The following is a 15,567-nucleotide window of genomic DNA, read 5'->3' as shown; positions in this document are numbered from 1 at the left end:
GAGCTTGTCGGTGGATGCTCTATGCAGCTTCCGTCCGTCCGGCATTCCCCTTGGAGCCGGATAGATCCGTTCGGTAGTGAAGACGGCACCCTGTCTGCTTTCGTAGTGTCTTCAACTGCTTCGCGCGTGGAGGCCGTCTTGGGTAGTAGCCGCACGTCCCGATCCGCCACCCGTAAGTCCACCCTCCACCGGCTCAGGCCCTCCGAGGGCACCACCCCGGAACTGCGCACGTTCGTCCGCGAGAGATACCTCGACAGTGCGGACTACCAGGCTAGAGACTTCACCCGCCAGGGGATGGAGGGCTTGCTGATCACCGGAGGTGTTCCCCGAGAGCGCGCCGACTGGTGCAGCGCGGTGGAATCCATCACCGGACTGGAAGTCAATGAACGCAGCCGCGCCGCGGCGGGACTCCTTCTCATGCGCACCGACCGCGGCATCTACGCGCTGAGCTACGGGGTGGGGCAGCACATGCTGGACCCCTACTTCCGTGACGACGAGTTTGGGTTGGAGTTCGCTACCCGCTGCCTCGACGACGACGGGGTCATCAAAATCCGCAACCAGATCATGGACGGCAGAGGTCGGGTCGACGAGTACTCGGTGTCACGGGGCGAGCGGATAGACGACTTCGGTCTGGACCGTTTCGGTGCTGTCGTCCGCCGCATCTGTGGCACTGTCAGTGGACTGTCACTGACTTCCCTGGAGGCCGGCAGGACACGACAGGTCCGCGTCGAGTGCTCACAGGCCACCATCAAGCTTCCCCTTGCCACCACTGTGGAACAGTTCCTGAGCGACCTGCAGGCGATCGAGGACGTGTGTGCAAGACCTGATCCGCTCCCGCAACTGCGTTTTGTCAACAGGGTCCACACCCTCGACAGTCGCAGCCAGAAGGCGGTGCAGGCCCAGGCCATCCTGGAAAAACACCTTGCGGATCCGGACAGTCCCCGCCTGACCATTGGGATTCCTGACTCGTGCCAGGAAAGCTACAGCTCTGCCCAGGCGTTCCGTGCCAGACGAGGCACCCGCACGATCGAGACGAACGACCTTGAGCTGCACCACCTGCTGCAGCTCGTACAGGACAAGTCTGAGGGAGAACGGCTCAAAGCCCTCGGCGACGTACGGGTCACCATGTTCAGCGACGACGACTTCCTGACCCCGGCCAGCGTCACCACCAACGGGAAAGAGTGGCTCATCGCCGACATCACGATGGGCACAGACCGCCTGTTCTACGGCAACGGCAAATGGTTCGAGGTAGGGGCCGGCTTCCTTGAGACCCTGGAAGAAGAACTCACCGCCCTGTTCACCCAGCCGCAGACGGTCACCCTCCCGCGCTGGACCAAGGGCCCACTCGACTCCAAAGGCCGCGACGCTCACGACGAGGACTGGTTCAACCACCAAGCGGCGAAGCCGGACGGGTACCTGCTCTTCGACAAGAAAGACATTGTCACGGGGAAGTTCAGGGGAGGAGGCCTGGAGATCTGCGACGTTCTCGGCCCCGAGAACCAATTGATCTGCATCAAGAAGGCACCCGCGAGCACGGCCCCCCTCAACCACCTCTTCGCCCAGGGCGTGGCCGCCGTCGAGTCGCTGCGCAGCGACCTTGAAGTACGGACCAAATTCCTTGACCAGGTCGCCGCACACACGCCGGACCACCGCCTGCTCGACGACTTCGGCACGCTCCGGGTGGTCTTCGGGATCCTTCTGAAGGACGGCCAGGACATCCGTGTCGACTCGCTCTTCGCATTTGCCCAGGTCTCGCTGCTTCAGGCAGTCAGGCGGCTGCGCGCGATGAACGCGGAGGTCGAAGTCGTCGCAATCCGCCGCTGACGCAGGGGGCCGCGCCCTCGCCTGCATGCTGCCGAGTATCAGTCAGCCGGTGGCACGATGGCGCGGTCGATGAACGCTGTTGTCGGTTCTGTCTGGGGTGGGTGCCGGTGGTGGGGAGTGGGGAGGGTGCCTGGCTACGGGGCCGGATTGTCGTCGAGCCAGGTGGTGGGGATGAGTTTTTCGCCGTTGCGCCAGTTGTAGCGGATGGAGTCCTGGTACCAGTCGTGGGGCAGGTCCGCGTGGTCGCTGACGATCATCTGGAAGTTGGGGGCAAGTTCACTGACGGTCTGGTGCATGAGTTCGAAGAGGCGGGTGACGGTCACGCGGTCTTCGTCCAGGGCGAGGTCTTCCAGTCGTCCGCGCTGTTTGGCCATGTCGGAGGGGTAGTAGGGCTGGGTGGGCTGGTCGAGCATAAGGAAGCGGGGTACGGGCCGGCTGTTGGCGACGAAGTACTGGTGGAGGGCGAGATGGACTGCCACGTGGTAGCCGACGTGGTTCTTACCGCTGCCGATGCGGAGCAGTTCGGTGATGCCCTCGTCGGTGTCGGCGACGATGGTGAGCTTTTTGAGGTCCAGACGGACCAGGCGGTCGCCGTGTTCGAGTTTCAGGGTTCGGGCGTGGCTGGTCATCTTGCCGCTGAGGTAGCTGAGGCCGTGGGTGAGTTTGTCGTCGATGGTGTCGGTGTCGAGTTGCTCTTCGAGGCCTTGGACGAGCCTCTGGGCGACGGCGACGGCCGATTCCAGGCGCTGGAGGTGTCCGCTGTCGGTTGTGATGTTGATCTGGCCCAGGTAGGCGCTGATCCTGCCGCGGGTGTAGGCCTGCGCTTCGGCCTGTCCTAGGAGGCCGGCCTGCTGGTTGCGCTGTTCGGCGATGATGCTCAAGGCACCTTCGATGCCGCGGAGCTGTTCGCGCAGCCGCGTCGCCGTCTGCTCGATTTCGCGCAGGGCCTGCTCGCGGCGGGGCTGGACGGTTTGGACGCTGTCGAGCTGCCCTCGGAGGTCTGCGAGGGTGGTGTGCATGTCGGCGACGGTGGGGTCGGGCTCGGCGAGCTCGTTTCCGCACAGGGGGCAGCTGTGTTCGCCGGGGAAGCCGTCGGGTACGAGGTTCAGCGCCGACAGACGTGACATGCCGCGGGCGACGGCGCCGGTGTAGCCGGCGGCCTGTGTCTCCAGATCGTTCAGGAGCTGGCGTTCTTCTGCGAGGGAGCGGAGCTGCCGCCGCAGGGCCGACGACTGCTCGGTGAGGAGGAGTTCTTGCCGCCGTTGTTCCTCGTCCGCGTTGTCCGGGGTGGGCCGGAAGGAAGCAGCCTGCTGCAATGCGGTGATGACGGCTGTTCTGTCGGAGGTGTCGACGCTGTCGTCGGTGAGCAGTCCGTGGACGCGGGCTTCGCCGAGGAGGGACTCAAGGCGGGCCTCGATGCCTTGGTTTGCTTCCTGGGCGGCTCTTAGGTCGTTCTCGGCGCGGCGGAGGGCTCGTTTAGCTTGAGTGAGCTGCTGCTGGAGCGCGGCCTGGTCCTCGGGGACCGCCCCGAGGAAATAGGGGATCGTGGCCTTGAGGCTCTCGGGGATGCCACGCTCGTTCTGCCGGTGGAACAGGGCCCGCTTGGAGGCGACTTCGTCCTGGTTCTGCAGGCAGAGCAGGACGGCATGGCCGAGGTTGGCGCTGAGCGGGGAAAGGAGGCTTCCCGGCGCCGGTTCGCTGCGGGTATCTCCGATGCCGATCCGGCGGCCGAGCTGCTGGCGCAGCTGTGTGGAGTCGGTGTTGACGCGAAGGTCGGGCAGTTCCGGAATGCCGAGGTCGTTGCCGACTTCGAGCATGGCGGTGGTGACGGACTTGGCCCCGGGACGAGGCGCCGGCCGTGCGGCCAGGATGCGGGTGTCGGGCAGCTGCAGGATGACTGCGTACCACGCGACAGTGTTGAAGATTGGGCTGATCGGAAGCGTGGCCTCGTCCCTGCCGAGGCAGAAGTCGACGATGTCGAGCAGCGCGCTCTTGCCTGTCTGGGAGGTGCCGGTGACGATGTTGAGCTCGCCGAGCCGGAAGTCCAGGACGCGCTTTTCGCCGCGCTTGCTGTAGAGGATGATCGACCGGATCTGCACCGGATCAGGGTCTCACGCCCAGCAACGCAAACACCGTGGAAGGGTTGTCGGACTTGGCAGTCCAGCGGCCTATCAACGATGCGGCCTTGATCAGGTCGGCAAGTTCGCCCTCGATACGGGACTTCGACGCAATCCTGCTCTTGAGGGCTCCCTGCTCGATGGTGAGCATCTCGTGGCGGAGCCCGAAGCGCAGGCCTTCCCGTACGGCGGGTGCCAGTGAGGTGCTGCGCGCGGCAAGGCCCGCGACGAGTGCCGGGTGGTCCGCCACCCAGTTCGTCAGATGGGTGCGCGTCGAGGTGGGCAGCGCTTGCCGCGTGGGCCGGTGCAGGACCAGCGGGGCCACGACGAAGGCCATCGGCCACGGCATCAGCCTGCCGGCGGCCTCCCGCTCGTAATCGCGTGCCGCAGTGGCGGCGACGGCGGCGACGAGAGCAGGGTTGAGGAAGGCGGCGCTGGCTTGCGGCCGCTGGCTCCAGCTAGGCACGGGCGGCCCTGATCAGGTTCTTCACCCGTGCCTCGAAGTCGGGGTGCCATCCGACCCGTCCTCGGTCGGCCAGCTCGTGGTGCTTGCCCCGGGAGAAGAACGCCTCGTCGTACGCCTCACGGAGTCGGTACCGGGTCTGGTCCAGGGCTTTGCGCAGCAGCGCCTTGCCGGCCTGCTCCTGCTCCCGGTCGGTGGCATCTTCGCCTAGGTCGTCGAGCATCCAGTCGAACTCCCGCTGCCACTCGTCGGCGAGGTTGTCCTCGAACCGTGCCAGCTCGTCGAGGTCCACCAGGTCGTCTTCGAGCCAGGCCACGGTCTGGGTGTAGGCGCGGTAGTAGTCCACCATCGCCTTGTTCAACTGGCGGCCGGCGCCCACCCAGCGCAGCTGGTGGACGAAGCAGGCATCAGCCAGCTCGGTCTCGGCTTCTTGCGGGAAGTCCTCACGGTCCACCAGTGTGGGCAGTCTGTCGGAGGTGAAGTCGTCGCGGATGCGGCTGATGCGCTGCATCAGCCGGGTCACGGAGACGCTGGTGTGCCGCTTCTGCAGCATGTCCACGGTCTGCTCGTACCACCACGCCCACAGCTGCCGCATGAAGGAGTCGGCGTGCCCGTCGGGAAGCGCGGCCCTGAGCTTAACCCGTACCTGCGCGTCGAGGTCGTCGATGGACGGCGAACCGTCGATGACCCTCATCCGCTGCACGAAGACGGCCCGCTGAGCCGGCGGAAGGGCCAGGAAAGCTGCTCGTGCGTCCTTCGTTTCCTTGGCCTTCGACTCCTGCGCGGCGGCGATGAGTAGGTCAAGAGCCTGTGCGGGTACCGGATTGGGCACCTTGAGCGCGGCCATCGCCGTGCCTGGCCGGGCCTCTTGTGTAGTGACCAGGGTCAGCATCGGGCCGTACTCGTCGCCAGGGGCGTGGGTGTCCATCCAGGACTGGATAGTCCGCCACACGTCGTCGTCCTTGTCGCCGAGCGACCGCACACTGCGAATGTGGTGCTTGACCTGCAGGAGTTCAACGGGCCGACCATCTTCTTCCCACGCAACGTCGTCGTGGAGCTCCAGGCTGATCGCCCCGTCCGGGCGATCCTCTTGTCCCCGCAGCAGCTCAAGGAGGGCGAGCTGCGCCTGGAAGACATAGCCCAGGGCTGACGCAGATGCCTCATGCGCGGAGGACGCCATGCCCACAGTCTCCCGATTCTGATGTTGCCCGTCCAGAACACCACACTAATCGAACGCAAGTATGACGGCGGCGATGCTGTCGGCTTTATCGGGGGTGGATGTCGATGGTGGTGAGGAGGTGTTGCTGATGGGATGCAGGCGTGGCCAGTCGCCTCCGTCGCCGGCCTTGTTCGGCCGTCCCCCCGTCCGCTTCTGCCCCGTTCCTCGGTTCTGGGCCCTCAAGGGGCCGTCCCGGCTGCCGCCCTTACCTCCGCCCGGTCACCACGCCCGCCGTCGGCTGTTGGCCGTGAGCCGTCGGCTACCGGGCCGGTCGCCCGCCGGTTCCTGTAACCACTGTCCGCCGGTACCCGCGGCCGCCGCGCGCGTGCCGCCTGTCGCCGCCGCCCCGCCGCTCTCGGTCCTCGCCTGCGCCGAGCCGCTGCCCGCCCTGCGCCTCGGGAGCGGCGAGCTGCCAGCAGCCGGCCGCACCGGCCCGGGTGGGTAACGGTGGCGCCGGGCTGATCCCCCCGGATTCCCTTGCAGCGCCTCAGCCGTCACATGACCACCGTCCTGGTCAGACCGCGTAAGTTCGACTCGAAGTGTCCGGCACTGACCGGCCGGCCGGAGCCAGCCGACAGGCCCAGTCCCGGTCTCCGGGGCAGCGTCATCCGCTCCAGGGGACTCGGGCGAGAACCAGCCCCCTGACGTCGGCGGCTCCGGCCGCCCGGAGCCGGAGCGCGACGTGCTGGAGCTGCGATCCGCTGGTGAAGACGTCATCGACGAGCAGGACGGTGGCCCCCCTGATGTCGCTGATGTCTCCGGTCCAGGTCAGGGCGGCGGCATGCGCGGTCGCGGCCGCGCGCTTCTCATCCAGGGTGCGGTTTGCGGACCGGGCCGTCTCCATGTGCTTCTCCAGACGGTGGCCGCCCGGCGGACTGAGCGGGAAGGCCCGGGTCACGTCCTCTGTGTAGGCAGCGTCCATGATCGCCTCGATGTGCTGGATGGGCTGGCGGCCGATGTGGGTGGGGTTGCCGACGACGTAGTCGACGCCGTTCATCGCCTCGGGGTGGCTTTGCATCCAGCCGACGAGGAGCCGGCCGAAGATCATCGCCCAGCCAGCCCGGCCCTCGTACTTCAGCTTGTGAATTTTGTCGCGAAGGGCTCCGGAGTACATGGCCACTGCGTCGACGCGGGAGAACCCCCGCTCGGCTTCCGGGAGCGCGCACACCCGATTACTGCACTGCCTGCCGGGCGCGACGGCCTGGGAGCAGACGGGGCAGTGGGGTTCGGCGACCGGCTGGAGGGTGCGGCCGGCGCAGTCAGAGCACAGGCGGGCGGTGCCGGTGATGCGGTACGCGCACACCGGGCAGTTGGGGAAGCCTGCCGGATTGGGGAGGCCTGCCGTCACAGGCCGGCCAGGGCGAGTTGCTGGCGCTGCTGGCCAGCGGCCTGGATGTCAGCTGCCTGGCCGAGGCGGTCGGTGATGTCGCTGGAGGCGGTGACCAAGATCGCCCGGCCCTCGTCCAGCATCTTCTTGGCCCAGGGCTGGGTGTCGGCGAGGGAACGGATCAGGAAGACGAGCTTGCCGTGCTCGGCGGCCAAGCGGGCCTGCATTTTGGCGCCCGACGTGCTGGAGGCCTCGATGACGACGCTGCCTAGGGTGCTGCCGGAGGTGACGACGTTGCGGCGGGGGAATGTGTACTTCGCCGGGGGGCTCGTCGGCCAGAACTGGCTGAGCAACGCTCCCCCAGCGCTGAGGATCGCCTTCGCGAGCGGACGGTTCTCGGCCGGGTAGATCGGGGCGGCGATGCCGGTGCCCATGACGGCGAAGGTCCGGCCGCCCGCGGTGAGCGTTGCCTGATGGGCGGCTGCGTCGATGCCCTTGGCGAGACCGCTGGCGATCACGACGTCGTGCTCGACGAGTTCGCGGGCCATCCGCGCCGCCCGGCGCAGCCCGGCCTCGGAGGCTTGGCGGGTGCCGACGACGGCGATGGAGCGGGCGTCCCGTTGATCGAGCTCGCCGCGGTAGAAGAGGAACGGCGGCAGATTGCCGATCACGCGCAGGTTCGCCGGGTAGTCCTTGTCCAGGACAGTGACGAGGCGCGCGCCGGCCTTGCTGGCCGCGGCGAGCTCGTCGTCGACGCGGGTACGGGCATCATCCAGGCCGGCGGCCAGGGCCTGCTGCAGCAGGGGCCGGTTCTTGGCCGCGGCACGCGAGTCCTCGTCCAGCTGTCCGTCCATGAGCGCGGCCAGGCCCTCGGGGCTCTGGGCGCCGCGGGCGAGCAGGCTCCAGTCGAGGGTGGCATCGCCGGCGCGCAACGCGCACAGGGTCAGCAGATCGTGCTGGTCAGCGGTGATATCGAGGTCCATCGGTGTGTCCTTCTACTCGTGGCCCCGTGATGTTCGAAGGATGAAGCGAGGTACTCGGGCCAGTTCCCATCATGGCCTACGGAGCCCTCTTGTGGACAGAAAGGGGAGCGTCGGGCCGGTTCCTCAGCCCTGCCGCCGCTGTTCCATACGGGCGAGGGCTTCGGCGAGCTGGGTCTCGCCGCCGGGCGCCGCGACCGGTTCCCAGATAATCCCTACCGCCAGACAAATGCCGCTGACCAGGCGCTCAGCCTCGCTGGTGTCGTACCACTGCTCGACCTGCCCTGGCAGGGCGATCCACCACAAGGCGGAGGTCGTCGTCTCCCCGGTAGGCATCAGGTACTCGCCGCGCCAGACGAGGGGGTACGCATGCTGCTGGACGTGGGTGAGCATGTCCGCGAGGTGCCGCTGTCGGGCGATCTTGTAGGCGGTCATGGGAGAGCGGGTGCCAGCAGGAACCGGGCGGGGCGCCGGATGAGCCATCCGGGCAGGGGCCGCCTCAGGGGTCTGGGGTTCGACGGCGCGCTCCTCAGCGGCGGCGAAGTGCTCCATAGCAGCCGTCAGGAACACCGACGGCCCCTCCTCCGCTCCTCCAGGGCCTGTGGTCGTCTGGAAATGCGCCAGGGTGACGCCGTTGGTGGTGAAGGGATCGATCGTGACGCCGGGGCGCAGCCGGTAGACGGTGTGACGCGAGGGGTACTTTCCGATGGTCAGTGCGATGACTCGTGCTGCTCCGGCCTCGCTGAGGAGGGTGCGGGCCCACTCCAGGGACTTGCCCTCGGTGGTGAAGTCGTCGAAGACGATCACCGTCTTGCCGACGATCTTCTTCTTGTAGGCCGGGTTGACTCGTACGGTGCGGGCCTGGGCGGCGATGGAGATGTCCCGGCCCGTCGACTGGCCGACGCTCCTCTTGTACCGCTCCAGGCTGGTGTCCGGGGCCTGGGCGACACGCTCGAGAAGGTCCTCCTTGTAGGAGGAGCCCGTCATGACCTTGGCGCGGTCCAGGAACCCGGCGAGCTGCGGGTTGCCCTTGGCCGGTGTGCTGCTGGGGTACACGCAGAAGAAGCTCTGACCGGGCAGCGCACCATCGAGGTAGGCCGCACACAGAAGGTGCAGCATCAGGACATCGCGCGCGTCCTCGTCACCGACCTTGACGGTGTTCTCGTAGGTGAAGATGTCCTTGATCGTGAAGGTCCGGCCGCCGCCACGGGGGAACCGCGCGTTGAACGGCAGCATCGAGCGAATCGCGAAGGCGCGGTCCTCGTCATCGAGACGGAACGCCCAACGGGGCTCGTGCAGCAGGAAGTGCTCCAGGAGTTCGATGACGTCGGCCGGCTCGTCGGACATCAGCGAGGTGATCTTCGCTCCCAGGCGGCTGGCCCAGCGGGCGTGGATGTGGACGGCGCCGGCATGGATACCCGTGTACCAATCGAACTGCGAGGTCCCGATCAGGATGAGCTGGTTCATGCGCAGGCCGAGTCTGTCCGCGACTGCCTCCAGCCAGGCCTTGTTTCCGCGTTTCGCCTTGTCCGGGATGTCGTCGCGGCACAGATGCAGGGCCGGTTCGGGAAGGCCGGCCGCGGCAAGGGCCGACTTGGCGTCCATCGGGTCGTTGGTCAGCAGCACCCAAGCTACATCGCGCTGACCGAGCCACCGCAGCAGTTCAGCGATCCCCTCGTGCGCGCGCCCGGGCCCGTGCAGGACTGCCTTGTAGTCGATCGCAACCGCGCGCACCGTCTTCTTCTCGTCCATCGCCGCCCCCACTGCTGTGCCCTGATCATGAGCTGACCCTCTTGCCATGATCTCAGCCGGTCTGACCGAGCACCGGCGAATCCCACGGTTCGGGCTCCCGCGGCCGCCGCCTAGTCCGGAGCCACGCCCGTCGCTGCCGCGGGCGGCGGCGCCGACCAGTCTTCGACAGCGTCCTGATGCGACAAGCACGGGCCATGTCCACGGTTCAACTCGAAGTCATTACGCGGCCGTTCACGTCAGGTACGGCACCATACGGCGAACTACGGCGTACCTCCGACGACAGCCGGCGGGCTGCCCCGCGAGGTTTTTCCCATCCCCGCCCGGCCGGTGTGACCAGATAGACGCGCCACCTCCGCCTCGGAGGGCCGGCACGAAAGGAGCCGACCGTGAAGAGAACACAACAGCCCGGACCGGATGCCGCTCACCGGGCCCTGCTGTGGCTGCTGGTGACCGCAGCCGCCGTGCTGGCCGCCCGGAGCCAGCAGTGGACCAGCGCCCTCACCACGGCGACCGCCGTCTACACCGTCACCGGCCCGGACCACGGGAGGCGCATGTGACCCGCACCCCGCCCACCGCCGCGGAGCTCGCCCTGGCCGCCGCGGTCCGCCGCTGCGGACTGACCGCCACCCCCCACCAGCTCGAACGCTGGCGCGCCAAGCACTGGCTGGCCCCCACCGACCAGTGGACCGACCCCGAAACCAGCGCGCTGCGCCCCGACATCGTCCACCGAGCCGCATGGCTCGCCGCCCTCTCCAGTCCAGGCCGCGGCATCAGCTGGATCGGCTGGACGTTCTGGGCGATCGACGCCACCGAACAGAGCACCGCACTGCTGCGCCAGGCCCTGATCTGGACCATCCAACTGCCCCTGCGTCAGGCAGGCATCGCCCTGGCCGAAATCCCGCAGGGCGACAGCGACGCCGCCTTCGACGCCCGACAGGACCTCGCCGAGCGGTTGCTGCAGGGGCGGCGCTCCATCGGACGGGACTTGGACGGACTCCTGCGGGCCCACGCCGCCACCGAGGGCATCACCTTGCCCAATCCCCGCACGGTGTCCAATCCCTTCGACTCCACGCTGATCCGTATCGGCGCCCGGCTGCTGACCGGCGGCATGGCCGACGTCAGCCCCGAGGAACTCACCGACGCCTGGCGCAGCGTGTGGACCGGCCCACCTGAGCAGCTCGAACGGATGACCGCCGCTCACGTCGCCGCCGACGAAGCCGAAACCGACCTGCGGGCTCTCTCCCCACTGGCGAACGGACTGCCGGGACTGGTTCATGCCCTGGAACGCGCGGACGGCATCCTGCTATGCGAGGCGGTCCGCGCCTGCACCAAGGCCTCCTCCACCCTCATGAAGCTGCTCCAGGAACGCGCCGACCCTGAGGTGGTGGCCGAGCTGATGGACGACGTGATGTGGGACCAGTGGGTGCGCGCCGGAGGGGTCGCCCCGGTCGGTCGGCTGGGGGAGGCGGCGATCACCCTGAGCACCGTGCAGTACCTCCTCGTCCCCGGCTGGGCCGAAGACCTCCACCGCTACCGGCACCGCATGGAGCGCCTACTGGCCGGCGGGGCTGAGTCCGGCGAAGGCCCGGCTGACGCCGGGAGTAGAGGCCAGACAGCACGCGGATAGGCGAGGGCACGACGCTGCTGCCGACCACCCAGCCGTCTCCCGCACGGATGAGGATGCCGGGCGTCCCGCCGGGACGGAACAACTGCGTCGGGCCCTGGTCGAAGCCGGCGAGGTGGACCTCGCCCAGGTGACGGTGACCGGCTGACCGGCCGGGCCCGGGCGCCACGGGCTCAGGGTCGGGAATGAGCAGGGGACGACTGATGAGCGTCGGTCCGGCCTGCGAACCGGCACCGTGTCCTCACCGGTCCCGACGGGTTGAGCGCCTTGGCCGTGCCACGCCGGCTCAGAACGGACGACCGCATGTTCACCGCCCGGGCCGTGCCCGGCCCTCCCGGCCGAGCGGCACCTGACCGCCGGCCGTCCGTCGCGCCCGGCAGCGCTGCTCGTGCCATCTGTGCCGCGAGGTTGTGCCGTGCTCCTGGGCCCTCCACGTTGGGCCGCTGCGCCGCCCGGGGGGGTGCCTCTATGTCCTTGGTCAAGGGAAACGTGCGTGCGTGGGGTCGGCGATCCGGGCAGCATGGCGGGGTGAGCGACCTGCTGTGGGATGACGTGAAATGCTTCTTCGACCTGGACTTGATGGGGTCGTTGCCGGACGTGCGTGTCCCGAATGCCTCGGTGGAGGACTGGCAGGCGGTCCTCGACCTTGTCGCGGAGAAGGGCTGGAAGTGCCAGTACTCCGAGGGAGAGACAGTGCTTCCGGTGCCCCGGGCGGAGGCCGTGCTGTCCCGACCGGCGGATGCCGAGTGCCCGGACCTGCGGGTCTGGCTGACGGATAATGTGTTGGCGATATTCAGCTTCCATGCCGACGACGAAATCGACTTCGACGTCGACCTGCGGGAGTTGCAGGGCCAGGACCGACTTGATGTGCTCTGCGGCTTCCTTCGGGAGATCGGGCGTCGGCTGGGCAAGCAGGTGCTGATGGACCCGGAGGGAGAGTACGGCCATCCGGTGCTGGGCTTCGACGTCGAGGCCGATCGAGTCGTTCTCCTCGCAGACCCGCAGCTCAGGTGATGGTGGCCGACGGCTTCGGTTCGTAGAAGGTGCCGTCCCTGAGCATCGCGACTGCACTGGGACCCGAAGACCCTTCGCGAACGCGGCGCGCACGCCATGCAGAACCTGCGCATGGACTTCCTCATGCTGCTCCCAGGAAGCCGGCGCGTGGTCCTGGAAGTCGACGGCATGCAGCACTACACACGCAACGGTGGAACCGAACCCGACAGCGCGAAATACGCAGCGACCATGGCAGCGGATCGAGACCTGAAATTCCGCGGCTACGAGGTGTTCCGCTTCGGCCACGACGAACTCCGCGACCATGAAACCGCCCAGCCTCTGCTCGCCCGCTTCTTCGACACACTCCTCGACCACCCGCCCACTACGTAAGACCCCGCTTCCGCCGCGAGGCCGGATCCTGAGACATCAGCGCGGCCACGGCCTGGCGGGCGGTCGCGCCCCGCCGTCCGCGCCCGCCGCCGTACCCTCCGCGCGGCTTCGTGGCCGCCTGGCGAGGCTTCGCCCGGGCCCGCCGCCGTATCCTCCGCCCCGCCGCACCCCCGCCGTGCGGCGCCGTGCACGAAGGCCGCCTGCCGCCTTCCGTCCGCCGCAGCCCCGCCTGCGCCCCTGGCAGCCCGCACCCGGCCTCCGGCCGCTCGTCGTGCATCCCGGCGCCGTCCCGCCCTGGCCGCCTGCCGGTTGCCCGCCCCCCGGCCGTGCGGCCGCTGTGCCCGCCGGCCGGGCCGTGTGCCGCTGTCCCGCCCGGGCGGGTCCCGCCCGCGCTGGGCCTGGCGGGGCGTGCGGTGTTGTGCCGGGAGGCCGTGCCGCGCACGGCCCGGCCCCTCCACCGTCCGCCCCCGCCCCCCGGGTGCCACCGTCTGCCGCTGTCCGTCCGTGTGCCGTTGGCTGTCCGTGCCCGCGGCCCGCGGGGCCGCGCCCCGGCTGCCGGCCGGACCGCCGTGCTGTCCGTGCCGTGCGTCGGTGGGCGCGCACCGCGATGCCCGGCGGCTTATACCCGCCCTCGCTCCCCGGCCCGAAGTTCGATGCGTTCTTTCTCGCCGCAGCCGCAACCGTCGCGCGCCGCCTCAGGCGACATGGCAGGTCGGATCATCCGGTAGGGATCCAGCGAGCTGGGCTCGGGGTGAAAACCGTGTCGTGTGTACCAAGTGCGCAGGTCGTCGTGCAGCGGTCCTGGCTGGCGCCAGGAGGGAAAGGGTGCTGCCGTCAGACCAACGGGTGTGGCTGGAGCGTGCGCCAGCACGGCGTGCAGCAGCCGTGTGGCGTGGCCAAGGCGCCGGTAGCGCGGATCGACTCCGATGTGGCTCACCCACAGCAGGTCGCCGTCCAGGGCGTCGAGGTAAGCGACCCGCTCGGTCTGCGTGTGCAACTCCCAGACCAGACGCGGAGCGTCAGCGCTGACCCGGACCAGACGGACCCGGTCAACCACCTGTTACCCCCTTCTCGATTCCATGTCTGGTGCAGTCACCAGCGCATGCCCAGCTGGTCCAGCTCGGCGCGTCGTTCGGGGGTGAGCTTGTCGGCCCGGCGCCGGGTGTTGTCCAGCCACATGCCGAGCTTGATATCGACCTCCACGCCGTCGACGTCCAGGCGCTCGATGTGCTTCCGGCCCGGCCGCAGGTGTCCCTCGCGGTCGTGGAACTGCCGGGCCGCGCGGAGGTTGAGTGCCCACTTGCCGTCTGCGGTGAGCTTGGCCGGCCGGGCTGCGGGGCCGGCGGGCTTCAGTCCGAGCGCGCTGCCCAGGAGCCACTGCTGGGCGGGGGACAGCTTGTCCCACCCCTGCCGCTGCGCGACGGCCCATGCCCCGAGATCCTCGCCCTGCACGACGAGTTCACCGGCCGTCTCCGGCAGCGCGCCTCCGGCCCGGACGTGGATGCGGGCGAGGGTGAAGCAGCGCTGCCACGCCACGTCCCACCCGAGCGGGCACCATCCCGGGTCGATGGCCTCCAGCGCCGCCAGACGGCTCTCCGGCAGCTCCCCAGCACCGACGGGCACGGTTTCCCCCGCGGCGCGCCGCTCGGCGTTCTCCAGCGCCCTACGGGCCTCCGCACGCCTGTTCTTGGCCCATACCCCGATGGGGTAGCCGCCGTCCCCGACCGCGTTGACGGGGGGCAGGAAGTGCCCGTGTGCGGCGGCCCACGACCGCGCGACCGTGAGCCCTTCCTCCCAGGCGACGTCGTAGTGGGACCACACCATGCCCAGCGCGTCGAGCTGCTTGACGCGGGAGGCTTCCAGAGTCCCCGCGTTGTAGTAGCGCCGCTGATCAGCCAGCCACCGCCCCAGCGGGAATCCGGCGGCTGCGCCGGCCGACTCGTCCTCGCCCATCATGTAGTCGTACGGCACCCGCAGCTGCCCGCCGCCGTTCTCACGCCGCCACCGGGTAGCCGCCGCGATCCCACGCCGCCAATACGCCTTCTCCGGATCGATCACCCGCAGGCGCACGAACTGCGCCACCAACGCGGGATCGCGCGGACTGCTGAAGCGGAGCAGGCCCGCCGCTGCCTGGCTCACCCACAGGTCATCCCCGGCGCCCTCGTCCGCCTCGCGGTCGTCCTCGGCGCCCTGGTCCTCGTCCTCGTCCGCCTGGTCCTCGTCCACGGCGCCGCCGCCGCCCAACACCGCCTCAGACAGGGGCACTTGGGTGTCCTCGTCGCTGGTCCGGCGTCCGCTGCGCTGCCGTGGATCGGCCAGAGCCTCGATCGTGTCCGCGTCGTGCGCCCGCAGCGCCCCGAGCACCTTCGCGAGGGTCCCGTAGGCATCCGACGTCAAAAGGTCATCGACATCCTCATCCGGACCGAGGAATACCGGCACCACAAGTGAAGCCAATTTCCCCTCTCCCGGACTCAAGCGCAGGGCACGCCCGACCATCTGCACGATGTCGACCATGGACCCCCGGGCATCGCAGAAAGCGACCGCATCACACCGCGCCGTATCCACGCCTTCCCCCAACACTTTCACAGAGCTGAGAACACGCACCGCCGCACGAATATCCGACCGGGCACCACCGATGAAATCGGAAGCGAACTCATCCAGCACTTCACGCCGATACCCCGGGGCGTGGTCCCCGTGCAGCCAGTCTGCCCAGACCCGCTCAGCCGGCGGGAAGGTCTCCGGGGCGTCCTCGGCGAGCCGGGCCGCCACCAACGGAACGCCCCGGGCCATCGCCTCCGCCTCCGACACCCGGCTGTGAAACGTCAGGACCCTGCGCAGCCGCTCCCGCGCGGCAGCCGTCAACAGCCCGGCCTGAAGG

At 68.8% G+C, this 15,567-nt stretch carries 14 protein-coding genes; 6 read left to right on the top strand and 8 right to left on the bottom strand.

What is annotated here, in order from left to right; genetic code table 11:
• The first annotated feature begins 21 nt into the window (after window positions 1-21).
• A complete protein-coding gene (locus OO52_RS16910; RefSeq protein WP_078877164.1) occupies window positions 22-1,824 on the top strand; it encodes a DUF6119 family protein in 1,803 nt (600 codons plus the stop codon).
• 134 nt (window positions 1,825-1,958) lie between these two features.
• On the opposite strand, the gene OO52_RS52680 is transcribed toward OO52_RS16910, so the two are convergent.
• The 3 genes from OO52_RS52680 to OO52_RS16895 are packed head-to-tail and all read right to left on the bottom strand — an operon-like array spanning window position 1,959 to window position 5,386.
• The gene (locus tag OO52_RS52680; RefSeq protein ID WP_030643718.1) at window positions 1,959-3,923 is read right to left on the bottom strand and encodes a DUF3732 domain-containing protein; all 1,965 of its coding nucleotides are present in this window, start codon (window positions 3,921-3,923) and stop codon (window positions 1,959-1,961) included.
• A gap of 4 nt (window positions 3,924-3,927) precedes the next feature.
• A complete protein-coding gene (locus OO52_RS16900; RefSeq protein WP_030643717.1) occupies window positions 3,928-4,407 on the bottom strand; it encodes a three component ABC system middle component in 480 nt (159 codons plus the stop codon).
• Window positions 4,400-5,386, bottom strand: a complete 987-nt coding sequence (locus OO52_RS16895) for an ABC-three component system protein (RefSeq protein WP_234339832.1) — start codon at window positions 5,384-5,386, stop codon at window positions 4,400-4,402. The genes OO52_RS16900 and OO52_RS16895 overlap by 8 nt, the downstream gene beginning before the upstream one ends.
• A gap of 9 nt (window positions 5,387-5,395) precedes the next feature.
• On the opposite strand from OO52_RS16895, the gene OO52_RS52675 reads away from it, so the two are divergent.
• Window positions 5,396-5,554, top strand: a complete 159-nt coding sequence (locus tag OO52_RS52675; RefSeq protein WP_234339831.1) for a hypothetical protein — start codon at window positions 5,396-5,398, stop codon at window positions 5,552-5,554.
• Window positions 5,555-6,227: 673 nt separating this feature from the next.
• Here OO52_RS52675 and OO52_RS52035 read toward each other — a convergent pair.
• From OO52_RS52035 to OO52_RS16880, 3 genes are all read right to left on the bottom strand, one after another.
• Complete coding sequence (locus OO52_RS52035) at window positions 6,228-6,971, bottom strand: ComF family protein (RefSeq protein WP_234339830.1); 744 nt, start codon at window positions 6,969-6,971, stop codon at window positions 6,228-6,230.
• Entirely contained in the window at window positions 6,968-7,933 is a 966-nt protein-coding gene (locus OO52_RS16885; RefSeq protein ID WP_030643710.1) for a DNA-processing protein DprA, read from the bottom strand. Before OO52_RS16885 ends, OO52_RS52035 begins: the two co-directional genes overlap by 4 nt.
• Before the next feature lie 123 nt (window positions 7,934-8,056).
• Window positions 8,057-9,682 (bottom strand): hypothetical protein, encoded by a 1,626-nt coding sequence (locus tag OO52_RS16880; RefSeq protein WP_030643708.1) that lies wholly within the window; start codon window positions 9,680-9,682, stop codon window positions 8,057-8,059.
• Between the two features lie 386 nt (window positions 9,683-10,068).
• On the opposite strand from OO52_RS16880, the gene OO52_RS50780 reads away from it, so the two are divergent.
• From OO52_RS50780 to OO52_RS16865, 4 genes are all read left to right on the top strand, one after another.
• Complete coding sequence (locus OO52_RS50780; RefSeq protein ID WP_158712497.1) at window positions 10,069-10,239, top strand: hypothetical protein; 171 nt, start codon at window positions 10,069-10,071, stop codon at window positions 10,237-10,239.
• The gene (locus tag OO52_RS16875) at window positions 10,236-11,309 is read left to right on the top strand and encodes a hypothetical protein (protein WP_199819995.1); all 1,074 of its coding nucleotides are present in this window, start codon (window positions 10,236-10,238) and stop codon (window positions 11,307-11,309) included. The genes OO52_RS50780 and OO52_RS16875 overlap by 4 nt, the downstream gene beginning before the upstream one ends.
• 525 nt (window positions 11,310-11,834) lie before the next feature.
• The gene (locus tag OO52_RS16870) at window positions 11,835-12,320 is read left to right on the top strand and encodes a hypothetical protein (protein WP_030643705.1); all 486 of its coding nucleotides are present in this window, start codon (window positions 11,835-11,837) and stop codon (window positions 12,318-12,320) included.
• Window positions 12,321-12,416: 96 nt separating this feature from the next.
• Complete coding sequence (locus tag OO52_RS16865) at window positions 12,417-12,689, top strand: DUF559 domain-containing protein (protein WP_030643703.1); 273 nt, start codon at window positions 12,417-12,419, stop codon at window positions 12,687-12,689.
• Between the two features lie 619 nt (window positions 12,690-13,308).
• On the opposite strand, the gene OO52_RS50775 is transcribed toward OO52_RS16865, so the two are convergent.
• Entirely contained in the window at window positions 13,309-13,746 is a 438-nt protein-coding gene (locus tag OO52_RS50775; protein WP_158712496.1) for a GNAT family N-acetyltransferase, read from the bottom strand.
• A gap of 35 nt (window positions 13,747-13,781) precedes the next feature.
• Window positions 13,782-15,567, bottom strand: a 1,786-nt coding sequence (locus OO52_RS16860; RefSeq protein ID WP_037670775.1) for a Helicase associated domain protein, incomplete at its 5' end; no start/stop codon positions are given.

The organism is Streptomyces flaveolus, assembly GCF_000716535.1.
GTDB classification, from domain to species: domain Bacteria; phylum Actinomycetota; class Actinomycetes; order Streptomycetales; family Streptomycetaceae; genus Streptomyces; species Streptomyces flaveolus_A.
The sequence above is the reverse complement of the archived record's forward strand: the minus strand, read 5'-3'. Positions and strand labels throughout refer to the sequence as shown.